The organism is Enterobacter sp. SECR19-1250 (assembly GCF_013391025.1).
Taxonomy (GTDB): Bacteria; Pseudomonadota; Gammaproteobacteria; order Enterobacterales; family Enterobacteriaceae; genus Enterobacter; species Enterobacter cloacae.
The window spans coordinates 1-21351 of sequence record NZ_JACASJ010000087.1 but is presented as its reverse complement, the minus strand read 5'-3'; the positions used below and the strand labels follow the sequence as shown (position 1 = coordinate 21351).

Genomic DNA, 21351 nt, shown 5'->3' with positions numbered 1-21351 from the left:
CTATCTCTTATCTGGAGATACAGCTACTGTCCGGTGTTTCAGGGGGCTACATCACCCGCTGGAAAAAGGCTTTGCCGAACGCATACACACGCCGGGAGGCGTCCGCTCCCTTGTTGAAGATTCACACCTGATGACGTTGCTGCGCCAGTTGGGTGAGGATGGCTTTAATGTTGATGGCCCGATGGCAGAGCTGACTGCCCTGGTTAACTATGTCACCAGCTCGCAGATGTCCATGAAGGATCTGCAAATGCATCTTGATTACTGTGCAGAACAATTACGAAAACAAACCAGATAGAATTTACTTTTGGGGTATAAAATGTATTTGCCACGATCTGTGGCCTACACATGGATATGCTCATAATGAAAAAAATCTTTGCAGTTTTATTAGTTCTCTTGTCACTTGGTGCAGCAACACAGGCATACGCCGGAAATTGCCAGCATTCTGATGATACTGCTTCAGATGGATCCCGCTGCGGTGGTCGTTCTGCCGACTCAAGGCCTGGCGGTAAGTAATGAATTAAAGCCCGCTAAGCGGGCTTTTTTGAATTACTTATAAATCACAACAACCTGCCTATTAATACAATACTGAATACTATCAATCCAAACCAACAAGCCACACGCAGTTGCGGTTCTAAATCAAAACCTTTTTTATCAAACATATATGAGTAGACTAGAAAAGCAGCGCATATCAATACTATAAAGATGATCTGATACATTATCTTGCCCAGTATTATTGTGGCGTAACGTCCTGAGGACGCCACCAGTAAGTCTGGTTGAAGTTCTTCTTCGATCTCTGCTCTACCTTACGGAGATAGCCAGGAGAGAAGTATTCCTGCATCTGGTTAAATATCATATGGTCAAGCGCCGCTTTTGCATACCAGAGATTAGCACCGGGTATCAGCCCTTTGCCCAACTTAACAAGATCGCCTCCTGTCTGCTCCGGCTTACCCTCTACAGCATTGAGCGGGATCCCCTGCCCCAGCTTAACCACATCATCTACCAGCCCGGCCACCGGCCCGAGCATTGAAGCCAGTGCCCCACCGCCGTAACGGGTATGGTCTGACAGCAGAAAATCACCATAAAGGCCAAGGCCGCCACCTTTCAGCAGAGCGCCAAGCCAGAATTTACCAGCATCTTTACCGGTCATGTCGCGAGCATTACGTCCGGATGCCAGATCGTTAAGTTGCTGAGAAAGCGCACCAAGAATCGTGGTGCTGGCGAGGAATGTAGCGATGTAAGCGGCGCGTCCGCCTGCGGACGGCATACCCATTGCGCGTGTCCAGTGGCGCATTACCACTGAGATCGGAAAGGACTTAAACAGGAAAACGCTTCGCGTAAGTTCACCCTTCCACGTTCCGCGTTGCAGGCCACCACCGGTAAGAACCTGTTCTCGCGCGCCGGGAGTAATGACAGCCATATCAACTTCTTCAGATACCGCGCCAAGCAGCCGACGCATTGCCTCAAACCTGACGCGTTCCGGCGGTCCAATATGCTGTAATGCAGCGTCGGGGATGCGCATGATACTTTCTGGCGTGAGCATGGTTGTATTACCATTTCCCCAGTCTTCCTGTTGCGCAAGCTTCCACACACTGAAGTCCTGATCAGTAATGCCCTTACTTTTTAGGATGCGGAAATCATTGTCATCAAGGCTACGCAGATCTGGAGTCCGGCTTACCACTTCTCCCAGGCTACCCATCATCGTAACGCCATAGGCTCGCTTATGCGCATCAGTCCACGCAGTCAGGCCACTGGCGCGCATCACCGCCGTCGCTGCCCAGCGTGATATAGACGGTCCCATGTTGTCCATCGCCCAGCGGTTAACACTGCCGAGAAGTGATTCCATTGCCAGGCCAGCCCGGCGCGCCCGTGCCAGTTCCGTTCTGTTCGCCGGGTTCATCGCTTCAATTTGGTTCATAAACAGCTTGTTCATCGGTAGATTCGCTACCTTTGCCGAAAGGTACATTGTCCCGAGATCAGAGAATGACGCGAGCAGCGCAGAACCAAGACGGCTGGCGACCATCCAGTTTCGTATGTTGTCCGACCATCGTGCGATGTGCGGATTGGCGATCGGCTGCGTCTTTCCGGCGATAAAGTTGTAAAGGTTCTCGGTGCTGTTTGCCAGGCGCTTAATCCTGCCAGTGCGCTCAGGGTTGGCAGTGGCCTGTTCAGCAGTAACCTCGTCCAGGATTGAGCGGAAAACGTGATCGGGGTTCGGCCCGTATGTTTCAACCAGCGCGATATCCTTACTGATGCCTTCCAGGTGACCTACCATGACTTCCCACAGAGAGCGATCGCCGTATTCGCGCTGATACTCAAGGTAGGAGTCTGCGTCTTTAAAGTGGATCTGACGGGATGCGTTACCACGATTAGAGCGCGCGCCGGAAATGCGCATTCCGGTGTCGCTTAATTTGTTCAGCCCGCCGGTGGCGATGGTGTTGTATGCCTCGCCCAGGAAGGTTATCAACTCAGCATCGCTCATCAACTGGCCGTCATCTTTGATGTAGTACTTGCGATCCAGTTTGCCGATGATGTCGCTAACCCACTTATCCTGTGACACCCTGCCGACTTTCTCCATCGAGTGGTGTTGAGGGATGCCCCAGTTTTCCAGGTAGCCGATATCACCACCAGCGTCATTGAAGCGCTGGCGCAGCAATTCAGTAACGCCAGACCATGCTTTTGCGCCCTTCTTCGCTCTTACGTTTCCGGTGTCCTGACCGCGCATCTCGTAAACCAGATCGCGCACGCTGGCCTCATCCTCAAACAGATGGAAGAATCGCGGGTCTACCGCTTCAAATGCTTCCTGAATCTGGCTTAGTGCATAGTCGCGGGTGGCTTTACCGCGTGATTCTACCGACAGGAAATTTGATTTACCGTCAGCGTGAAAGGCGATGGTGCGGTTAAGAGCCTCAAGCTTTCCGTCTTTCCCTTGGTAGGTCTTTATGAAGGCGTCGAGTCGCTGCCTGGCTGCAATGGTGAGCGCCACCCGACGCTTCTTCAGCGCTGCTTCATTGGTCAACTCGTTTGCCGCTAACTGCCCGGCACGGCGCAGACGTTCGGCATCAGTCATCGCCCGCCATGAAGCAGGATCATTGCGGGCAAGTTGTCGCATGTTCCGGTAAATACGGTCTTCAATATTCTGGATTTCCTGCTGCGTGAGTCGGCGGCTTGCGGCCTGCTGCACGGCGTTAATACATTCCTGACGCATAATTTATCCTCTTAAGAAACACGCAACAGCGACATCGAAAAGTCTGGAGTCCTGCACGGCCTGCTCATTTTCCCGTGCAGCATCATCTAGCACCTCACGTGCGCTTCTGGATTGCGGATTTCCTTCATCATCGAGCACGGTGATCATCATGTCTGGAGATTCTGCCAGCGATTCTTCAGCAGCCATCACGTCGATGTCCTGCTGGTTCTCTGCCGGTCTTGGCGCTGGCACGCTTTCCATATCCCGGAGGGCCACGTTCGGCTCCAGCGGTGCGACTTCATCGGCGGATCGCACTTCTGCCGTGCGGAAAAATGAAAGAGCCTGAGCATCAAGCTCTGCCTCTGCTTGCTGCCTGCGGGCGATCTCTGCCCTGGCTTCGAAGAATTCACCACCAGGCTCATGCGGGGCTAGGGAGTTACGAGAGAATTCCAGCCGACCCTGTGCCTCGCTGATGCGCTGATCTACATCTCTCAGTCTTGCCTGCTTGTCGGCGCGGGCACGGGACAGCGCTTTGCCGCTGCCAGCCGGCTGCTCTGCCAGTATCTGGTTACGCTGCTCAGTGAGGTTGGTGATAATGCGTTCGCTGTTGGCTATTTCAGACTGGTAAACCTTGCGGTCGCCACGCGGAAGAATTTGCGCAGCCTGATCCTCAAGCGTCCGCATTTCAAGAGCCCTGGATGTCGCTCCCTCATCTGCCTGAGAAAGCATCTCATCCAGTGCCTGCGATATAATGCTGCGCCGTGCCGGTATGTTGGTGAATGCCGCAGGCTCAACAATGCTCGCCACATCAACCGATCGGCCTGCGCTGACATCCTGCATCGCCTGCCGTAATGCCTGAGCATGCGCATCGCGTGACAGCACATTAACCGGAATGCCAGGAGCGATATCAAACTCAGCATGATGAGCAGCATTGGCCGCCAGCGCGGCATCGACGTCGGCAGGCATAAAATCAGGCGGGCGAACATTTTCACCACGCGAGTTTACGAACCGGCCTACACCGCCGAATGCCAGGCCGAGAACGGCATCTATCGCCATCGCCTGCTTATCGAATACGTCATACTGCGAGGCCATATCCTCATAGCCATTATTACGCAGGATAGAGGCGGTGCTGCCGCGCATGGCCATACCGAAAGCGACGTTCGTGCCTGCCGCATAAGCGATATCAGGCGCAGCGCGAGCAGCGGCACCAGCAGCATTGCCAAGCGCCGATCGTGATAACTGAGCACCGACACCTTCAGCCAGAGCACCACCAGCACGCAGGCCGATGCTCATAGGTATGACCGTACCGGCACCAGCTGTAAGGCCGTGCACCAGCGCCACTTCCTGAGCGGTGCTGTAATCGACGCCTTCTCCGCGCAGTCGCTCAAACTCGGAGAATCCCTGCAAGCTGGTCACAGCAGCAGCGGCTCCAGCAGGACCGGCTGCCAGCGTACTGACTACTGCCTGCGACCCCATATCGAAAAGACCATACAGCACCTGTCCTGCGGTGCCGGTGGTAGCAGCATCCGGCGTCAGGCGTTTAACCTGCGCTGCAGCAAGCTCTCTCTGCCGCGCAATGTATTCAGGTGACGTGTCACGAAACGATGTGTTGTCATTAACAAACTGAGCGATCGGCGATACAACAGCATCAACGCCAGCCCACAAAAGCTGGTCAGGTTTAGCAACCAGTCCGGAATAAAGACCGGATGCTGCACCACTGACAAACCCATCGAAAAACCCGACATCGTTTTTAGGGCTGCCGATTGGGTTAGAAGCGGCCTGATCCAGTTGCTGATTCTGGTTTACCGGGTTAAATCCGAAGTAGCTCATTGCGGAATATCTCCCGTAAAGCGCAGGCGCTGCTGCGTCAGGTCGATAATGACTGGCGATCCGTCAGGCTTCAGCAGATAGCCAGTGCCGAGCTTCACAAGATACTGGCTGTCGCCGTAGCTTTGCAGGCCGTACTGACCAGGCGGAGCCTTAACGCCAGCGCCGGTAACCTGCGTTTCCCATGCCTGATTAACCTCTTTATCGAACTGCTCAGAGGACATGCCCCACGGCAGCAGGACATTACCCATGCCGTTGTAGTCGTGCACACCGCCGGTAGCAACGTTGATTGCCTGCTTCCAGACGTCAGAATCCAGCTCGCCAGAGAGATCGCCCTTCTGCGCTATCACCCCGGCGTAGTAGTCTTTCGCAACTTCATACGCCATAGATGCGCCCTGTGCGTCACCGGCAAATGCATCTTTGACGGTGTCGCTGAACTCAAGCCGCATTTCGTTCTCTTTCGGCATGGTAATGCCTTTGGCCTCTTTCGATCCCTTCCGCGCTGCGGCACCAGCCAGAATGGTTTGTGATGCGGTAGAGGACGATACAGACACATCAGGATTGAACCAGTTTTTCTCAGCAACCACACCGCCAGGCTTGTCCATGAGAATTCCTGCAACGGCGGCAGACGGCGCATTCGCGCTGATTTGCTGAAGTGCTGACATATAAACCTGACCGCCACCTGTGCTTTTCCTGATGATGTCCAGATATGCAGACTGCTGTGACACAGGCGCATCGCGGAAGAATGCGCCGATCTGATTGGCTTCATCCTTGGAAAAAAATGCCAGTGGCGTGCCGTATGACTTCGCCAGCTCACCAGCCTGGGATGCCCGCAGCGCAATAGTTTTACCGAAAGAATTTTCATTGGTCATGTCTATAGGTTGAGTCTGACCAGCAGAAAGAGAGAACTGAACTGGATCAGCTTTGCGCTGAGCAAGAACGGTGCTGGCGGCAGAGACAACTGCGTCATATGTCTGAGCCCTGGCCGCGTATCCCTCACCGGTTTCACCGGTGTCTGGTTTCAGGTTCTCTACCGCTGCCTGAATGCTGCTCGTCGGCATGTTGCGGAATGAGCCAATGTACTGCCCGGCGATCTGCGTATTACGAAACTCGGTATAGCGGAGATTACCTTCACGCACACCGTAGGCCGCAAGGAAGTCAGTCTGAGTTGGCGCATTGGGGAAATCCACGCCGCGCATATATGCCGCGCTGGCATCGCGTACCCGGCTGTCAATACTGGTGCGATACTCCGCCTGCTGCTGCTTGCGGATTTGGTCAGCCTGGCGGAGGAAGGTTGCCTGCGCTTCAGGAGATGCAGCGTCGAATGCAGCATTGCCGGTGTACCGTTTGGTGCTGGTCGGCAGCTGAGACAGGCCAATAGCAGCACTGACGCCGGTGGCGAGCTGCTGATCACTGTATGGCTGACTACCGTTCTCATGCTGGATGATTGCAGCACACAGTGCCTTCAGCGTGTCTGGGTTTGATGCGTCAAGCTGCTGATCCGCAGTTACGCCTAGCTGAGCACTTACTGCCTGAATGTAAGCATCGGTGTTGTTATTGTCAGACGGCGGTGCCCAGCGGTTGATGATGTCACTGACGGTATCGATACCCTGGCGCTGATAAGACAGCAGGTTGCGGCCCAGCGCGCGAATGCCATGCTCCGGAGTTTCGAATTTAGCAAATCGACCATCATCACCGGTCTGTCCAACCCATGGATTTGTTTTGCTGTATTCGAGGTTTCCGGGGTTGTTATTGCGAATGCCGCGAGCGCTATCGCCTGAACCACCTTCAGATACCGCACGGCGTGAACCAACAGCCGTGTCGCTCAACTCGCCATTGCTCTGGATGAACTCGATAGAGTTGTTAGCCGACCACTGAGAGAGAGCCGTATCAGCAACCTTCTCTTTGAATTCTGTCTTTTTCGCCTGAATCTGCTCGGCGCTCCAGCCATGCGCGGCGCCATAGGTTTCGATCTGCTGAAAGGTCTGCTGGTTGTACAGCACATAGTTGGCGTTATCGCCGTATGCAGATGCTGCCAGTTTCCCGTTGTTCTCCAGCGTAGCCTGGAACTGACCTTCTTCGTATGCGTTAAGTTGGTTGATCTCGTGGCGCCCGGCCTGCGTCGTGAACTGGATACGCTGCTGCTGTGCCTGCTGTAGGAACCCGGCACGGGCACCTTCTGGCAGGGTCATGGCGATCTGCTCTGCCTGGGAATCAAACTGCTGAGTGTACTCCTGCCCCTTGCCGAGCGCGTTTTTCCCCTGAAGATTCAGCAGACCGGTATCGGGGTTCGTCAGCAGATCACTCGATACCTGACTCAGTTGCAGCGATGCATCCTGCGCCTGGGCGACATCTGCGCGCTGCTTTGCCTGGGCGAACATGTCGATAGCCTTTGGTGCTACCTGAGAAATGACGTCGCCGACATTCGGCTGTTCGAACGCCTGAAAACCCGGAGACTGGAATCCGCGGCTTTCAACCTGGCGCCCGCTGACTGTTGGTACTGTTGGCATTTCGATATCTCCTTATCGACCGGTTGGCGTGCCGACGGCGGCGCTGATAGGCGCAGCTTTCTGGGAAAATGGTGACCATGTACCGCCAGCCATTTTGTAAGCGCCATAAGCCTGTAGCGGCGTTGTGAGCAGCGTTGTCATCGCCCCCATATTTCCCTGCTTACGCGCGGATACCGCCTGGGCGTCATAGTTGGCTGACTGAACCTGATAACCGTAAGCCTCGCGCTGGGCGTTGTTAACGGTCGTCAGAGCATCCAGCGTGCCGAACTGAGCGGTATCTCCGAAGATATCCAGAGCGTTACCGGTTGAGAGATCGGCGCCGGTGGCACCCATTGTAGCCGCCTGTGTTCCGGCAGCCTGACGACTACGGCGGCGCACTTCCTCGGCCTGGGCATTGCCACGGTTAATCGAGTCCTGCGCCTGAGCTTCTGCCACATCCGCATTCTGCTCAGCAACAGCAGCAGAATATTTGCCTGTCTCATACTGGTTGTAAGCTGACAGCGCGCCTGCCGCGAGTGTCGCACCGGCTAAAATTGTGGGTTCACACATTATTTTCTCTCCATGTGGAAGCGATGAAACAGAAGACCGTGAGCGCCGTATGGCTGCGGCTCTTCAATGGTGAATCCCAGCCAGTGCAGCCAGATACGCGCGGTGTGGTTGCGGGCATCAACATAGTTTTCAAGATACGGGTAAACAGCCAGCATTGCATTGACCACTTTCCCGCAGCGGCGCAGGAAGGTGCGCTGGTATTTCTCCAGCGCGTCGGTGCCCACCAGCCACGGGATACCGTTACCGCCGATCATTGATGCCGGGGCCACGCCGAAGATGGTCACCACCTCACCGTTAATCAGACCGGCACAGGCAAATGTTGACGTGCGCAGACCGGTTTCAAGCACGCGGCGCGGGCTCCACCCGTTTGTCGCCAGAAATTCATCAACGTCAGCCTGGCGGACATGCGGGAGCATGGCTTCGATATGTTCCCGAGTTGCCGGTACGATCTGAGCTTTAATCATCAGAATCCCCCGACCGTCATGCGCGGCAAGACTGCCAGAACAGAAAGCGGTAGTGGGTCGAGCTGGCGCACCTTGACGCGCCCGTTCTTATCCCAGTTGCTGTCGAGCTTCACTTCCACCTTCCCGGTAGCGTCATCAACCGGATCGTCGTAAAACTCGAATTCCCGCTGCGGATACTCGTACCACTCACCACCTGGTGTGGTTGCCCAGATGCCTCGGCTGGCGTTGACCACCATCGTCACAGTGGGGATCACCTGCTTTTTATCCAGCAGTGTTTCCTGCCCGTTGATGTTGATGTCCAGCGTTTCGAATTCAGCGGTGATCGGCAGCCCGATATGCACCACTGCGCCCGGTGATTCCAGCGTGACGGCACCACCAGAGACGGTTTTCTGTGGCTCTACGCTGGCGTCGGAGAGGATGTTTACTGTCTGGCCTTCGAGGTGTGACAGGCCGCTGAAAGTCTGGCGGGCCATCTGCCAGTTAGCCGTGGCCGAATTACGCAGCACCGCAGGAACGTTACGGTTGAAGCGCACAACCACGGCGGTATTGCTCGTTACGGAGAGAATGTCACCACGCAATTCTTTCGCCACCACTTCGCCGGTATCAGGATCCGTTTCTGAGTACGGGAACTGGATCTGAGCGCCAACATCAGTGCCCACGAAATACGCCCCGCCGCTTATCGTCACCGGGTAGTCAACCTGATAGCTCCAGTCACCAATGCCGCCGCTGATGGTCATAGTACGTGTTGAGGTATTGCGTCCGTCATAGCTCAGTCCGCAATCGACAAAGAAAGCATCTTCATCACTGGTAAACAGGCGGCTGGACAGGCGCTCTATGTAACGTTTCGTCTGGCCGTTGATGGTGCGGTTAACCACGAAGTAAACAGCATCCTCGCTGCCTTCGCTGATGGAGCAGGTGCTTTCGTACTTTCCGGTGCTGGACTGCGGCGCCCAGGCGAACACCTGCTGATCGCGCAGATAGGTCAGTACCAGCAGTTTGCCGTCGTCGCGGATGCAGAACGCGCTGCTGTACGGCACGATGCAGAATGACCAGTCGACAATGCTGCGCTTCTGGAAGAGGTGGTTTGCCAGTATGGTCAGGTCAGTTCCCTGGTATCCGTCGACGTCGAAGGAATAGGCCAGATCGCGCACCACACTGCCCTTCTCCTGGATGAACAGCGCGATGTTTGCCACCGCGATCGGCGGCACATTGCTGGAACCGTTGTTACCCTGAGAACTGAACGAAAACGCCGACGGAGTGAGGACCTTATTCTGGTCTCCGGATATCGTATATTCCCCGCCGGATGTCAGCGCGACCAGGTTGCCGACGTCGATAAGGTGGCGGATCTCATTCACCTGTCGCCCGGCGTAGGTGTAGATGATGCGATCGTCATCCTGAATAGGGTTATTCTTGCCGAAATCCTTATAGTCGCCGGTCCGGCTCGCCCATATCGTTTGTGGGTACGCGGTGGACGCGGCGAAATACAGGCGCTGCTGATAGTAAACAACCGTGCTCGGGTAGCCGTTGACACTGTTCCATGCGTACCGTGCCCACTTGTAGCTGCCATTCGCCGATCCGACAACCTGGGACGGGATATAGCTAACCACCGTAGCAGTGGCGGTCAGGCCGTCGCTGGATACCGCGGTGATGCGCGCAATGCCGAAACCGCTGTGCAGGTATTCCCACTGGATTCCGGTATCACTATCCCCGGTTCCGCCCCATCCATCCCAGGACATGCCTTCCGTGTGAGACGGCCGCAGGGTCCCGGTCTTGCCGGAAGTATTGGCACGGTAGTAGTTGCTGTCGGCGCGGCGCACATCGTTGATGGCTGTGGTCTTGCTGGTCTCCCATACGGGAACGGAATCTACCGCGGGCTGCTCGAGATAGAACAGTTTTCCGACCTGCTCAGCGCCAAAGATGGCAGAGCTGGCCGTCAGCGTAATGGTCCCGGTACTGGCGCTTGCGTATACCTTCACTGACTCGTCAACGTTGATATCTTCGAACGGTCCGTTTTTTGTGGTGACATCGACGATCTGCCAGTTGTCGTGCGCGTAACGGCGCAGCTCCTTCGGCGGGTAGGCCGGGTGAACCAGGGTAAGCACATCGGCGCTCTGCGTGAATTTAATGCGGAACAGGTCGGCCTCTGCATACGGCATAGCCAGTTCGTAGATCACATTGCTGCTGTTCAGAACATACGCACCGTCTTTGATAACGCGCATGTAGTTGTGCCCAAACTCCAGCGCATAAGTCTGGACGGTCGAGAACTGGAAAGGGATAAGGCGGCATTTTCGCGTCGGATATTTGGCTTCGCCGACGAAGCGCGTGCCCGGGCGATTCTCCACCCCGCCATACTGACGGACAATAAAGTTGTCGCACTTGCGCAGCGCCACCTGATACTTCGACATATCGATGCGCCCGTACAGCGACGGGCCAATTTCACCGCCGGCAAAGCTCGGCTGGATCCAACTGAAAGCCATTATGACAACCTCGCTGCAGTGAACTCATCAACTGGCGGCTGCGGCTCCTGGGATTCGTTCTGGCTGTGCGAGCCAGCGCTCAGGATGACGCTGCGGTACATAGTCAGTGCGTTGTTACCGAGATCTGCGCTGCCGGTCAGCGGCATATTTATGGCGGCGGCCAGACGCCAGGACAGCGCTTCCATGAAGATTGCATCGAACATGTTCACGTCGGTGACGCGCGAGATGTACTTCAACCATGCCTGAGGCTGATCGGTGTAGATCAGCTTTCCGGTGCCGTCGGCATCAGACCCAACCTCATAGTTGATGCGCATAGCTGCCGTCGGATTACGGATACCGGTCACCATAATTTCGGTGATGCGCAGGCAGTCAGTCGGATACTGGTAGGAATAAGCCCAGTCCGGAGGAGGATTGTTGGTATCAGCCAGCGCCAGGCGTTTGGTGGCAAAGTTCCAGTCGAAGTCCGCAAGCGCAGCATCGCGGCAGGAATCGAAATGCAGGGAGCACTGCCCGGCTTCTTTGCTGGCCTCGGTCAGGCTGTTAATGCTGCGGCTGTTCCCGATATTGCTCAGCGCGCGGTTGCAGATCTCGATAACGGAGGCCATTAATCATCCTCCCCGCCGTAGAGAGTTTGGGCGGCAGTTTTGGGCTGCTCACCAGATACCGGACTGAGTGCCATGTCAGTAATCTGCAAGCTGGCGTTATGCTGCATGCCATCTTCCGTTTCTCGAGTAGAGGTGGAACGAATTATGGCTTTCGCGGTGATCATCACTTCAGTACCAGCGGATTGTGGCGTTGCCTTGAGCTTGGCGAGCGTCTCGTTGTTCAGCTCAATGCAAAGGCCCCATGGATAATCATCGCGAGTCTGGGTTTTACCATCCTCATCCTGATAGGTGTCAGTTCCAGTTTTGAGGTTTACCAGTTCCATAGCGGACTCCTGCAATAAAGGGGCCGAAGCCCCTTGTTTTATTAGCGAGGCTTAGACGCCCAGTTTTTGCCGTTCTTCCGCAATACGCTCTTTGATCGTTTCAACGTTCATGTTGCCAGGTTTCTTGTTGAAAAGTTCTTCGTACTGCTGGCGTAGCGCGGCTTCATCTTCACTGAAGGTATTGGCATCTTTACCGCCGGTATCTTCCTGGCCATCATCTTCATCCTGTGGTTCAGGATGAGAGTCAACCGGCACGATTCCACGCTTCTGGTCTGCCTTTTCCTTTGCCGCCTTCGCCGCTGCGTTGATCGGCTCCAGCGCAGATCCTGGCTCGCCGTCATATTCAATTTCTGAACCTTCAGGCCAGAGGTTGTTATGAATATGGGATAAGCGCAGGACGCGGTATTTTGCTTTTTCCATTGCCATCACCTTAGCCAGTCACTTTGGAACGGGTCGGGTAATAAGGAGTGTTGTTGTCAACATCCAGATTAATGCCCGAGGTGAACGCGCCAGCAGTCAGAGGACCGGTGCCGACTGAATAGTTGACGCGCAGATAACGCTGGACGCCCGCCGGAACTTTGGTAGAGAACAGGCGTTTACCAACTGTCAGGGCAGACAGCGCCAGAGAACCGCTGTCGTAGATAGTGGTCCAGGTGGAGTTATCAGGGCTGGTCTGCAACTGAACGTTGAGGGTCGCAGCACCAGCAGCGGTTGCAGTGGTGTCAACGGTTGCCCAGAACTCCAGCGGATAACCAACGCCAATATCGCGGCGGGTGCCGTCGATAGGGCCGAGATCAATCACGTCCGTAGAAGCAGCGGAAGCTGTAACCGCCTGCTTCTCGGAGAACATCAACAGTTTGTCGAGGATCATTTTCTTTCTCCATTTATGGGCCGATTAAGGCCCATCAGTTAATGACAGGCGTTAAACAACGCGCGCTTCTGTTTCCAGAATCGCATCGGTTTCACGGATTGGGATGCCACGGAACGTGGTCCAGAATTCGCCTTCAGTCTCTTTTACGGAAAGAGCCAGAGAGGCTTTATCCAGAGATTGCAGATCCAGCGCCTGGGCAACGGTACGGTTCATGTAGAACACCGCGCGGCCCATTTTCAGGTTAGGGACGCGGTGCAGCGCTTTAACCATCAGGCTGACGATATTTGCAGCTGAACCTGGTACTGACAGATCGCTCACATCGATGTTGGCGATGCGCACAACGTAGCGCCAGTCACGGAGAGCCAGGCCGTTATCCCACTTATAATGGGTGCGGTAACCTTGGTATTTTCCGCCATTGGCATCGGTAAGCGTCTGCTCGCCGAGGTTCTGAGTCTGCAAACCAGCCTTCTGCCCTTTGGGGAAGATGCCGTGCACAGTGTTTTCACCCCAGACCACCAGCCAGATAGAGGTGTTATCTGTACCGGTGCCGCCAGCATCAATGATGTTCTGGCCGTTGCCTGCGGATTTGGTGGAGTAGCGGGATGACAGGCCCATGAACTGCTGCGGGTTCACACTGGTGTCGCCGTAGAACAGGGTCTGAGCCATCTGCTGGTTCATGCCTTCGAGGAATGCACGATCTTCAGACAGGCGGAATTCAGCAGTGTTACCGTTCAGATCAACCAGTGACTTATCTACCTCGGCATAAGCCTCCAGCATGCCGACAGTGTCAGTAACCTGCACGGTAGTGGATTTGGTTGGCTGAACGCCGTAGTTCAGCAAACGCCAGGTTGGCTGAGGCAAACCAGAGCGCACGGTGGTGCGGTGACCGGTTGGCAGGTTACCCTCTACGAACATCATGTCAGTCAGGATTTCGTTGGTCTGGGAAAGGAGTTCGACAATCTTGTCTACCTTCCCGTTTGGATCGGTGCGCTTAGCCCAGTCAGCCAGCGTCAGCGCATTTACGCCTTTAACAGCCATGGTTATATCCTCTCTTATTAGCCATAAAGCACTTCGGCCGCACTACGCTGGCCTTGATTACTGCCATCGACCATGCCGTCTTCCGACATGGCTTTACCGATTTTCACAAACGTCTTAACAAGGTCTGGATGGTTACCAAGCCCGGTAGCGTTCAGATATTCTTTCAGTTCCGGCGTGCCGAACTGGTCCAGTGCACGCTGCGCAGCGCTGAGGTTTGCGGTCAGTTTGTCGCCGCCTATCTCCTTGTCTGCTTTTACGGTCTCTGCCCAGCCCTCGGTCTGCTTCTGCCAGGCTTCTGCCTGACGCTGCTGCACACCGGCAAGAATTTTTGGATATGCATCCACCAGTTTCTGAGCCTGCTCGTTGGTCAGGTTCAGATCGCGGGCAACAGGCTCGAAGTCCTTCAGCGCTTCGGTGTCCAGCTCAACGCCTTCTCCAGCTTTGAACTCGTATTTCTCCGGCGCACCTTCTGGCTTCTTATCCTTTTCTGCTTCTTCGGTTTTGGCTTTTTCAGCAGCAAGTTCTTCCTCAGTTTTCTGAGCTTCAGAACCTTTCTCAGAATCAGTGTCCTGAGAGTTATCCTGCGCCTGGGTTTGCTCCTGCGTTTCACCCGAGCCCTGAGTGGTTTCAGTGGCTCCCGTTGAAGCTGTATCTGCCTGGCCACCTTCAGTGGATTGCTCATTGCAAAGACGGCGATGCAGCAAACGTTCAAATAAATTCATGGTTACTCCTGTTCACTGGCCTCTGCGGCCATCTTCAGATACTGATCGGGGCAGTGCGTCATGACGCGCTGAAACAGAACCAGCGCCAGGTTGCGCTGCCCTTCGTTGAATGCTGTGATGTTCGGGTCTACGTTGAAGCAGGTACCGAACACCTGACCTCTCTCCAGCAGCCCCCACACGACGCGGCGGCCCTGCTCGCTATCCATGACGAACTTGATGTCGTCCTTCTCGCGCTGCTCCAGATCGTTCTTCTTCCGCTCGTTCTGAATGCGCAGTTCTTCTTCATCGAAGTCCGTCATTGCTGTGCTGCTCCAACTGCGTTAGTGATTGCTGTTAGCGCGCTTGGATCTGTTGTCTGCGTTTCGCTGAGCGTCTTGGCTCCCTGCGTAACTGCCTGGCCCATTGCCAGTGCCTGTGCTGCCTGCTGTTGTTTGGCTCGCTCTTCGCGAATGCCCTGCACCTGCTCCTGCGGAACGATGACGGTCGGCGATACGCCGGACATTTCGGAGAACGCGTCGATAGCCTGATCCACGTCGAGCTTGTCGAGCGCTTCAGGTTTGAACTTTGCGAGTTGGCCAATGAAGCCAACAGTCTGCGAAAGGCTGGTGAGGCCGATAGATTTCTGCGCCTGCGCCATCACGGAGATGTATTCGATGCGCAGTGGCATGCCCTGCATCACGTCAGGCGGCGGCGGGAGCATGTTCTTGCGCGCCATGATGGAGAACACGCGATCGATAAGCGGGTTGAGCGCTTCATCGTTCAGGCGCTCGAGCACCGGGCCGAGCATCAGCAGCTTCTCTTCTTTCATCTCGATCACTGCTTCCACCGGCATAGAGCGGGTGTTGATGTTTTGCAGCATCATGAAGAGGTCAACAAAGTAGGCGCTGTTGATGGTCTGGCGGGTGTCCTGAATGTCAGCCAGCAGGTCGGCGGTATTCGGATTGACGAGGTAAGCAGGCTTGAATCCGTCCTGGCCGCTCAGCACGTCGAGGTATGTCACGTCACCAGGCAGCAGCGAAACGCGGCTATTCTTCAGCGACGTCGGAGCGACCATTGGAGGATTGGTCGCCTTGTCGATCAGCTGAGCTTTACGTTTCTGCTCAACCTGAAGCGCTTTAACCTGTCCGAGTGCCAGCATGCCCGGGCAGGAGGACGCATAAACGTCTTCTCCGTTAACTTCCCAGCGCGGCGCCAGGATCGGGAATTCATCGAATCCTGACTCACGCAGCAACTTGTCGGAGTCACCTCCCGTCTCGAAGTACACAGAACGGAAAGGCTTGTTCTTGCTGTCCATCTTCCCGCTGTCGCGGTTGATGTTTGGCGTGATGCAGTGGTTAACCTCGACCCAAGCTTCATACGTGCCGTTATCCCACATGCCCTTAACGGACGTGCTGACGTTGTCCAGGCCAAATTCCTGCACCAGCTGGCGCACAGTCATGGAGAACTGGCGGAAGGAAGTATCTACGCTGCCGCGCGGGCTGTTCGCCAGGTAGTAGCTGCCAATCGGGAAAGGCATTGTGCGGATCACGTCCTGGTCATCTTCCAGCACGGCCATCGCGGCGGTACCGAAAGTACCCAGGCTGGCGTACATCACAGGAAGGGACTGGTACAAATTCGACTTGTTGAACACTTCGTTCATTCGGCGCTGCACGACTTCCAGCCAGACTTTGACCGGGCCGTAATCCATCATGTCAGGGTCAGGCGTTGCCAGCTTGAACCACGGACGGGCCGGGCTGGTGATGCCGGACATCATGCCGCTGGCGAGAATGCGCTGAGCCAGTGAGCCAGTAGGGTCAACAATTTTGGTGTTGCGGCGATCATCACGGTTAACGTCAGACGTCAGGAAGCGGGAACCGCGCGGATTGATAAAGTCGCTCAGGTCGCGCCAGTGCGGCTCGAACGATGTGCGCTCATTCTTCAGCTGTTCGAGCTGCTTCAGCAGTCGCTCTTTTTCGGTTTCCGCCATCTCTCAGGTCTCCGTTACTGACCGAGCAGCGTTTTACCGCTGGTGTTGGCTTTGGAAGTGTCGCCCTGGGCACCGGTGAGCATGGTCGAGTTACGACCGGCTGCAGCACGGCGGCGGCGCTCTTCGTCATCTCGGGCACTGACCACAGCGGCGTCCTGCTCCTGAGGTGCGGCTTGAACTTCTGGTGCCGCTGGCACTGATGGCTTGCTGCCGATACACATAGCGATAACCTCACACACGATTAAATTATTACCAATTTAACCATATACGGATTATTTTACGTAGTGTATTGACATAATGCCGTGCAATTATTACCCCTCAGGTAACACAACATGAAAGCGCACTTCGATATCGGTTCTGTGAGGTCTTGTCGCTAAATCAAAACTGGTGAGTGCGCTTCCAGGTGTGAGCTGTACGGCATATGGCACATGTGTCGCAGCGGTCCGGCGGGGTTCCTTGGTTTCCTTATCCCCGAGCGGGTAGCCGGAATGTGCAAGCCAGTTGTGTACGACATCCAGAGACGTTTCACCAGCGTGGCGATCAGGTGTGACACCTCGGAATAGACGAGGATACAACGATGAGAGCATTGGGGTGACCGGTTAAACCCGTGACGCTAACCGATACAGGCGCAGTGCTCTCAATGTTGTGGTGAATGCGCAGGCTGATGCGCGAAAATTCGGGATAGCTATACGGGGACGTCACCCTCCCGGCCAATCCAGGTAGCAAGCCGGAGCTCAGCACCGGCCACCACAACCCAATCACGCCTTAGGACCGTGATACGGCAGTACCAGGCAATGCGTGTAGCTTTGGCGGTGGCAGTTGCTCCCACTTCTGACCACCGCCCTTTTTACAGCAGAGCGCCATTCCGATGACGTTGCGCTGTAAACCCTGCATCACCCGCCAAGGAAGGCACTCCGTAGTCCTTTGCTTCCAGTTCGCCCGGTTCGTCCGGGCATTTTTTTAAGGTGAAATTATGAGTGACAAAGATATTGAATCTGAAATTCAGGCCAAAGGCTTAACCGCGCCGCGAGTTACTCCAGACCACATTGAAAGCCTGATTATTAGCGAGCATTGCTTCACCGCATACGATGGTATTGGCGGAGAGGGCGCTATGGCGACATACAAATCCGCGCTTGATTTAACCGAAAGTCAGGAAGCATTAAAGCTTCTTACATTCTGCGTTCTTGTGCTGCGTAATGGTTTCACCGTCACCGGCGAAAGCGCTTGCGCCAGCCCGGAGAACTTCGACCCAGAGATCGGGCGTAAAATTGCCCGTGAAAACGCGGTCAATAAAATCTGGATGCTGGAAGGATATCTGCTGAAACAGAAACTGAGCGAGCAATGAAAGACGAATTCGACGGCTTTTAACACCGTGACATGTCACAATCAGCCCGCTAATGCGGGCTTTGTTATTTCCAAGGGTCATAATCCGTCACGGCCTTGCCCTGCTGGCTCTCCTGCCCAGGGATGCGCAGGCGTTTCGTAACCGGGAAAGCAAACGTCAGCAGCAGCGCGTCACCCTTGCCAGGCGAGCGGCCTAAGCGCTCTTTGATATCTTCCTTCGGCTCAATGACGATCTTGCCATCCACCCTCACTTTGTACTCTGCCGCTGACAGGTCATCAGCTGTCTCCTGGTCATCAAGCGTGCCGCCGAGTTTCAGCCACGTTTTGCAGGCGTTAAACATCTCGCCGCGCTTATTGAGCATCTGCGGGTCTGTCGATCCGCCGCCGAACGGAATTAGCTGCCATGTACGACCCCAGCCATCACCTATGGACTTCAGCCCGGTACCGTAACCAAAGTCGATGAATACCGCGTCAGCCTGGTACTGATCTTCAAAGTCGGCGATGCGCTTCGCCATTATCAGGTCGTCAGTGGTCTTGTTGCCGGTCCATAGCACCTTGCTGTGCAGCCCCTGCCGCAGGTAAATCACCGCATCATCCACGCCGGAATACGCCGGGTCGACGCCGATAATCACCGGTGCGTGCGCCACCTGCCCGGCGGTCACGACACGCTTCATGGCTTCGTCAGTGAGGCCTGTCGGGATAAACTGGAGTTCTGACGCGTCAGGGAAGACCCCCCGCACACGGACCTTCACGAAGTCGCTATCTTCGCCGTAGTCATCCACCCATTTCTGCAGTTGCTGCTTGTTCGTGCCTTCGACGGTGCGGCTGTCAATCTGCGCACACTTCCAACGGTGCTTGTATTTGCGGAAGCATTCGCGGAATCTCCCGGTGTTACGCGTCGGGTTCCCGAACGCCACCCAGATAATCTCTGTGTCCTCATCGGTCAGCGCACCTTCCGCAACCTCCCACACCAGATCTGCAATGTTGGACGCTTCATCGAATACCACGATGATACGCTTGCGCTCGTTGTGCAGCCCGGCGAACGCCTCTGTGTTGTGCTCAGACCACGGTATTGCGTCAGCGCGCCAGCGTTTATCGTGGCCTGGGTCGTTGCTGTACATCGCCGTGGCGGTGCAGGTGAACCACGCTTTCGTGATAGCCAGGTTCGACCATTTGATGATTTCCGGCCAGGTCTTGGTTCGTAACTGGTTGTCGGTGTTGGCGGTCACCACCACCTTGCAGTCCTCGCAGGTCGACATACCCCAGTTGATGAGCATCGAGATGAAAGCGGATTTACCGATACCGTGACCGGATGCGCGGGCCAGCATCAACGGCTGGTGACGGGTTGCAGGGTTCTGAAGGTGATCGCGTATTTCCCGAAACCCATCAGCCTGCCATTTGCGGGGCCCGGTGGCATGCGCCAGCTCCGTGCCCTCCTCGCCCCACGGGAACGCATACAGCGCATAGCCAAGCGGGTCATACGTGAACGAGGCGATATCCTCGACGAGCTGCTCTTCCGGAGACATGGCTGCAGCTGTCATTCTTCACCACCAGCCTGCTCTTTTACGCGGCGACGCGCGGCGGCCATGCGGTCGGCGATGGTGACGGTGCCGGAAACTTCCAGGCGCTCTTTGAACGCGTTGACATCGACGTGCTTGCCAATCAGCTCGAGGTTTTTCACCTTGTCCGGCCATTTGATTTTTTTGAGGATGGTCTCTATCGAATCCTCGTTCATGTTCATGATGGTTGAGGACAGGTCGAATCCGCTGAGCGTGGTGCGCCAGATTTTCGGCCACTCACGGATAGGTTTCAGGCTGCCATCGTCATTCAGGATATCCAGCACATCCATCTGGTCGATCTCCACCAGGCGCAGGAGGACGTAATCAGCGCTGACGCGGTTTCGCTTGTTGCGTTCCTCCATCAGCTCGGCGATTCGTTTCTGGATTCTTTCGTCGCGCATCATGTTGCTGGCTTTGACCGCAGCTGTATTAGGCGAAAATCCTGCGTCAATAGCCGCCTGAGACTGATTTTCAGGTGTCTTAATGTAGGACTGGCAGTAAGCCTCCTGCATCGCTGTAAGAGGCTTATATTGCGTTGATTTGCGTTTGTGGGTTTTTGGTGTCGCGGGCATCATTACCACCTGAGTAATTTTATTACCATGCAGGTAATACTATCACGCCCACGCAGATGTTACATGACTGGTATCGGATCGCCTTCCTGACGATCAACACGGTTGAGGAAATGGGTCACAACACCATGCACTGTTGTGTCGTCCAGCGCCTCGCCTTCCAGTGACTCACCATCAGGAGTAATCAGCGCCTTACCCTGCACAATGGCGAACTCAGTGCGGCCACAATAGGATATCAGCACGGTGTCACCCGCATCTGGTTTGATGGATACGTTAAAGATTGCGTAACCGGAAGAAGTCTCAATGGTGCGGCAGTTGCCGTCGTAGCCGCACAGGCTGGTGATGGTGAGCTGTGTTTCTACGTAGTCTGCTGCCGGAGATGGAAAGCCCATAATGGAACCTCACATAAAAATACTGTACATTTAAACAGTATAATCATGTGAGGCTTTAGTCAATACGCCGTGACATGTCACACCGCAAGTTTCGTCTCGTGCCAACCCTGCGTCACCCAGCACGCCGAATCACCGGCGCATGGGCATAACTTCACCGGCAGGCTGTCACCACACTTGCCGCACCGATTAGCGCTGATAACTTTGATGCGGCCGCGCACGCGTGCATCATCCTGGCGGATCAGTAGAGCAATGTACTCGCTCAATTCGTATGGCTCCCGTCCCGGGCGACGCTCGGCGCAGTTCCGTGCCAGCATCTCCATTTCCTGCTCGTCGAGCACCAACTCGAGCTTGCGTTCACCGGCTTCCGCCTGGCGGGCACGCTGCGCTGCTTTGCGTTCTGCTGCGGTCTTAGCCATTCCCATCCTCCAGACTAGCTTCAACAGGACCGGTTAGATACTTGAGCAGCATGCGATACGCTGCAAGCTGATACTCCTCGTTCAGGGTTAACCCTAATGCGTATTCAGCGTTACCGAGTGACTCGAGCCGCTTAATCTTTTCGGCCAGTGATTCCTGGGTTACCGTGACCATTTCAGCACCTCCACGTTTTCTATTTCGATTACCGATGTCTGGTCTTTACCACCAGCAAGGTCAATTCCGATGAATGCCGCAGACTGAGCCGGGACTACCACCGGCATCGGCACGCGGATAACCAGCTTTTTGAGCCTGTTGATTTCTCCGGCCAGTTCGAGGATGCGGCGGTTACCGTATTCGGCTTCCTCGCGCCACCATGCCACATCCGCTTTAAGGCGGCGCACGCGCCGCTGTTTGAGTTTGCTCACCATGGCAGCCACCCTATTTCCTGAACTGCTGCGTATACCAGTAGCACGAACATTACCGCGTCGAATGGGTTAGGCATTTCTGGCCTCCGCGCTTCGCTCAACGAGCCGCTTA

23 protein-coding genes are annotated in these 21351 nt (G+C 55.4%); 2 read left to right on the top strand and 21 right to left on the bottom strand.

Going from position 1 to position 21351, the window contains the following annotated elements:
- Nucleotides 1–58: 58 nt before the first annotated feature.
- Nucleotides 59–295, top strand: coding sequence for a hypothetical protein (locus HX884_RS19525; RefSeq protein ID WP_178328662.1), 237 nt, complete (start codon nt 59–61; stop codon nt 293–295).
- A gap of 435 nt (nt 296–730) precedes the next feature.
- Here the strand turns inward: HX884_RS19525 and HX884_RS19520 are convergent, their stop codons facing one another.
- The 15 genes from HX884_RS19520 to HX884_RS19450 are packed head-to-tail and all read right to left on the bottom strand — an operon-like array spanning nt 731 to nt 16757.
- Entirely contained in the window at nt 731–3205 is a 2475-nt protein-coding gene (locus tag HX884_RS19520; RefSeq protein WP_178328661.1) for a hypothetical protein, read from the bottom strand.
- A 3-nt stretch (nt 3206–3208) separates the two neighbouring features.
- A complete protein-coding gene (locus tag HX884_RS19515; protein ID WP_178328660.1) occupies nt 3209–5014 on the bottom strand; it encodes a hypothetical protein in 1806 nt (601 codons plus the stop codon).
- Nucleotides 5011–7521: a hypothetical protein gene (locus tag HX884_RS19510; protein ID WP_178328659.1), complete on the bottom strand. Its 2511-nt coding sequence runs from the start codon at nt 7519–7521 to the stop codon at nt 5011–5013. Before HX884_RS19510 ends, HX884_RS19515 begins: the two co-directional genes overlap by 4 nt.
- Before the next feature lie 12 nt (nt 7522–7533).
- Nucleotides 7534–8070, bottom strand: a complete 537-nt coding sequence (locus HX884_RS19505; protein ID WP_178328658.1) for a hypothetical protein — start codon at nt 8068–8070, stop codon at nt 7534–7536.
- Nucleotides 8070–8534, bottom strand: coding sequence for a hypothetical protein (locus HX884_RS19500; RefSeq protein WP_088567080.1), 465 nt, complete (start codon nt 8532–8534; stop codon nt 8070–8072). Before HX884_RS19500 ends, HX884_RS19505 begins: the two co-directional genes overlap by 1 nt.
- On the bottom strand, nt 8534–11011 hold the full coding sequence (locus tag HX884_RS19495; protein ID WP_178328657.1) for a hypothetical protein: 2478 nt from the start codon (nt 11009–11011) through the stop codon (nt 8534–8536). Before HX884_RS19495 ends, HX884_RS19500 begins: the two co-directional genes overlap by 1 nt.
- Entirely contained in the window at nt 11011–11616 is a 606-nt protein-coding gene (locus tag HX884_RS19490) for a hypothetical protein (RefSeq protein WP_154048654.1), read from the bottom strand. The genes HX884_RS19495 and HX884_RS19490 overlap by 1 nt, the downstream gene beginning before the upstream one ends.
- Complete coding sequence (gp10, locus tag HX884_RS19485) at nt 11616–11939, bottom strand: capsid staple protein (protein ID WP_045342894.1); 324 nt, start codon at nt 11937–11939, stop codon at nt 11616–11618. The genes HX884_RS19490 and gp10 overlap by 1 nt, the downstream gene beginning before the upstream one ends.
- A 51-nt stretch (nt 11940–11990) precedes the next feature.
- Nucleotides 11991–12365 carry a hypothetical protein gene (locus tag HX884_RS19480; RefSeq protein ID WP_178328656.1) on the bottom strand — a complete coding sequence of 125 codons (375 nt, stop codon included), beginning with the start codon at nt 12363–12365 and terminating at the stop codon, nt 11991–11993.
- A 4-nt stretch (nt 12366–12369) separates the two neighbouring features.
- Entirely contained in the window at nt 12370–12810 is a 441-nt protein-coding gene (locus HX884_RS19475) for a Bbp16 family capsid cement protein (RefSeq protein ID WP_178328655.1), read from the bottom strand.
- 51 nt (nt 12811–12861) lie between these two features.
- Entirely contained in the window at nt 12862–13848 is a 987-nt protein-coding gene (locus HX884_RS19470; protein WP_178328654.1) for a major capsid protein, read from the bottom strand.
- 17 nt (nt 13849–13865) lie between these two features.
- The gene (locus tag HX884_RS19465) at nt 13866–14570 is read right to left on the bottom strand and encodes a peptidase (protein WP_032634947.1); all 705 of its coding nucleotides are present in this window, start codon (nt 14568–14570) and stop codon (nt 13866–13868) included.
- A gap of 2 nt (nt 14571–14572) precedes the next feature.
- Complete coding sequence (locus HX884_RS19460; protein WP_032634946.1) at nt 14573–14869, bottom strand: hypothetical protein; 297 nt, start codon at nt 14867–14869, stop codon at nt 14573–14575.
- Entirely contained in the window at nt 14866–16536 is a 1671-nt protein-coding gene (locus HX884_RS19455; RefSeq protein WP_178328653.1) for a portal protein, read from the bottom strand. Before HX884_RS19455 ends, HX884_RS19460 begins: the two co-directional genes overlap by 4 nt.
- Before the next feature lie 14 nt (nt 16537–16550).
- Nucleotides 16551–16757 (bottom strand): hypothetical protein, encoded by a 207-nt coding sequence (locus HX884_RS19450; protein ID WP_032634944.1) that lies wholly within the window; start codon nt 16755–16757, stop codon nt 16551–16553.
- 752 nt (nt 16758–17509) lie between these two features.
- Here HX884_RS19450 and HX884_RS19445 point away from each other — a divergent pair.
- Nucleotides 17510–17881, top strand: a complete 372-nt coding sequence (locus tag HX884_RS19445; protein ID WP_178328652.1) for a Gp49 family protein — start codon at nt 17510–17512, stop codon at nt 17879–17881.
- 64 nt (nt 17882–17945) lie between these two features.
- Here HX884_RS19445 and HX884_RS19440 read toward each other — a convergent pair whose 3' ends face one another.
- The 6 genes from HX884_RS19440 to HX884_RS19415 form a co-directional block, all read right to left on the bottom strand.
- Complete coding sequence (locus HX884_RS19440; RefSeq protein WP_178328651.1) at nt 17946–19421, bottom strand: terminase; 1476 nt, start codon at nt 19419–19421, stop codon at nt 17946–17948.
- Nucleotides 19418–20014: a terminase small subunit gene (locus tag HX884_RS19435; protein ID WP_178328650.1), complete on the bottom strand. Its 597-nt coding sequence runs from the start codon at nt 20012–20014 to the stop codon at nt 19418–19420. Before HX884_RS19435 ends, HX884_RS19440 begins: the two co-directional genes overlap by 4 nt.
- 56 nt (nt 20015–20070) lie before the next feature.
- Complete coding sequence (locus HX884_RS19430) at nt 20071–20400, bottom strand: hypothetical protein (RefSeq protein WP_178328649.1); 330 nt, start codon at nt 20398–20400, stop codon at nt 20071–20073.
- A gap of 77 nt (nt 20401–20477) precedes the next feature.
- On the bottom strand, nt 20478–20816 hold the full coding sequence (locus HX884_RS19425) for a hypothetical protein (RefSeq protein WP_178328648.1): 339 nt from the start codon (nt 20814–20816) through the stop codon (nt 20478–20480).
- Nucleotides 20809–20988 carry a hypothetical protein gene (locus tag HX884_RS19420; protein ID WP_178328647.1) on the bottom strand — a complete coding sequence of 60 codons (180 nt, stop codon included), beginning with the start codon at nt 20986–20988 and terminating at the stop codon, nt 20809–20811. The genes HX884_RS19425 and HX884_RS19420 overlap by 8 nt, the downstream gene beginning before the upstream one ends.
- Nucleotides 20976–21242, bottom strand: coding sequence for a hypothetical protein (locus HX884_RS19415; protein WP_178328646.1), 267 nt, complete (start codon nt 21240–21242; stop codon nt 20976–20978). The genes HX884_RS19420 and HX884_RS19415 overlap by 13 nt, the downstream gene beginning before the upstream one ends.
- Nucleotides 21243–21351: the final 109 nt, after the last annotated feature.

What these genes read in the sequence shown, in the direction of transcription:
- HX884_RS19520 (WP_178328661.1), bottom strand. Translation starts at nt 3,205, where the DNA reads ATGCGTCAGGAATGTATTAACGCCGTGCAGCAGGCCGCAAGCCGCCGA.
- HX884_RS19515 (WP_178328660.1), bottom strand. Translation starts at nt 5,014, where the DNA reads ATGAGCTACTTCGGATTTAACCCGGTAAACCAGAATCAGCAACTGGAT.
- HX884_RS19510 (WP_178328659.1), bottom strand. Translation starts at nt 7,521, where the DNA reads ATGCCAACAGTACCAACAGTCAGCGGGCGCCAGGTTGAAAGCCGCGGA.
- HX884_RS19505 (WP_178328658.1), bottom strand. Translation starts at nt 8,070, where the DNA reads ATGTGTGAACCCACAATTTTAGCCGGTGCGACACTCGCGGCAGGCGCG.
- HX884_RS19500 (WP_088567080.1), bottom strand. Translation starts at nt 8,534, where the DNA reads ATGATTAAAGCTCAGATCGTACCGGCAACTCGGGAACATATCGAAGCC.
- HX884_RS19495 (WP_178328657.1), bottom strand. Translation starts at nt 11,011, where the DNA reads ATGGCTTTCAGTTGGATCCAGCCGAGCTTTGCCGGCGGTGAAATTGGC.
- HX884_RS19490 (WP_154048654.1), bottom strand. Translation starts at nt 11,616, where the DNA reads ATGGCCTCCGTTATCGAGATCTGCAACCGCGCGCTGAGCAATATCGGG.
- gp10 (WP_045342894.1), bottom strand. Translation starts at nt 11,939, where the DNA reads ATGGAACTGGTAAACCTCAAAACTGGAACTGACACCTATCAGGATGAG.
- HX884_RS19480 (WP_178328656.1), bottom strand. Translation starts at nt 12,365, where the DNA reads ATGGCAATGGAAAAAGCAAAATACCGCGTCCTGCGCTTATCCCATATT.
- HX884_RS19475 (WP_178328655.1), bottom strand. Translation starts at nt 12,810, where the DNA reads ATGATCCTCGACAAACTGTTGATGTTCTCCGAGAAGCAGGCGGTTACA.
- HX884_RS19470 (WP_178328654.1), bottom strand. Translation starts at nt 13,848, where the DNA reads ATGGCTGTTAAAGGCGTAAATGCGCTGACGCTGGCTGACTGGGCTAAG.
- HX884_RS19465 (WP_032634947.1), bottom strand. Translation starts at nt 14,570, where the DNA reads ATGAATTTATTTGAACGTTTGCTGCATCGCCGTCTTTGCAATGAGCAA.
- HX884_RS19460 (WP_032634946.1), bottom strand. Translation starts at nt 14,869, where the DNA reads ATGACGGACTTCGATGAAGAAGAACTGCGCATTCAGAACGAGCGGAAG.
- HX884_RS19455 (WP_178328653.1), bottom strand. Translation starts at nt 16,536, where the DNA reads ATGGCGGAAACCGAAAAAGAGCGACTGCTGAAGCAGCTCGAACAGCTG.
- HX884_RS19450 (WP_032634944.1), bottom strand. Translation starts at nt 16,757, where the DNA reads ATGTGTATCGGCAGCAAGCCATCAGTGCCAGCGGCACCAGAAGTTCAA.
- HX884_RS19445 (WP_178328652.1), top strand. Translation starts at nt 17,510, where the DNA reads ATGAGTGACAAAGATATTGAATCTGAAATTCAGGCCAAAGGCTTAACC.
- HX884_RS19440 (WP_178328651.1), bottom strand. Translation starts at nt 19,421, where the DNA reads ATGACAGCTGCAGCCATGTCTCCGGAAGAGCAGCTCGTCGAGGATATC.
- HX884_RS19435 (WP_178328650.1), bottom strand. Translation starts at nt 20,014, where the DNA reads ATGATGCCCGCGACACCAAAAACCCACAAACGCAAATCAACGCAATAT.
- HX884_RS19430 (WP_178328649.1), bottom strand. Translation starts at nt 20,400, where the DNA reads ATGGGCTTTCCATCTCCGGCAGCAGACTACGTAGAAACACAGCTCACC.
- HX884_RS19425 (WP_178328648.1), bottom strand. Translation starts at nt 20,816, where the DNA reads ATGGCTAAGACCGCAGCAGAACGCAAAGCAGCGCAGCGTGCCCGCCAG.
- HX884_RS19420 (WP_178328647.1), bottom strand. Translation starts at nt 20,988, where the DNA reads ATGGTCACGGTAACCCAGGAATCACTGGCCGAAAAGATTAAGCGGCTC.
- HX884_RS19415 (WP_178328646.1), bottom strand. Translation starts at nt 21,242, where the DNA reads ATGGTGAGCAAACTCAAACAGCGGCGCGTGCGCCGCCTTAAAGCGGAT.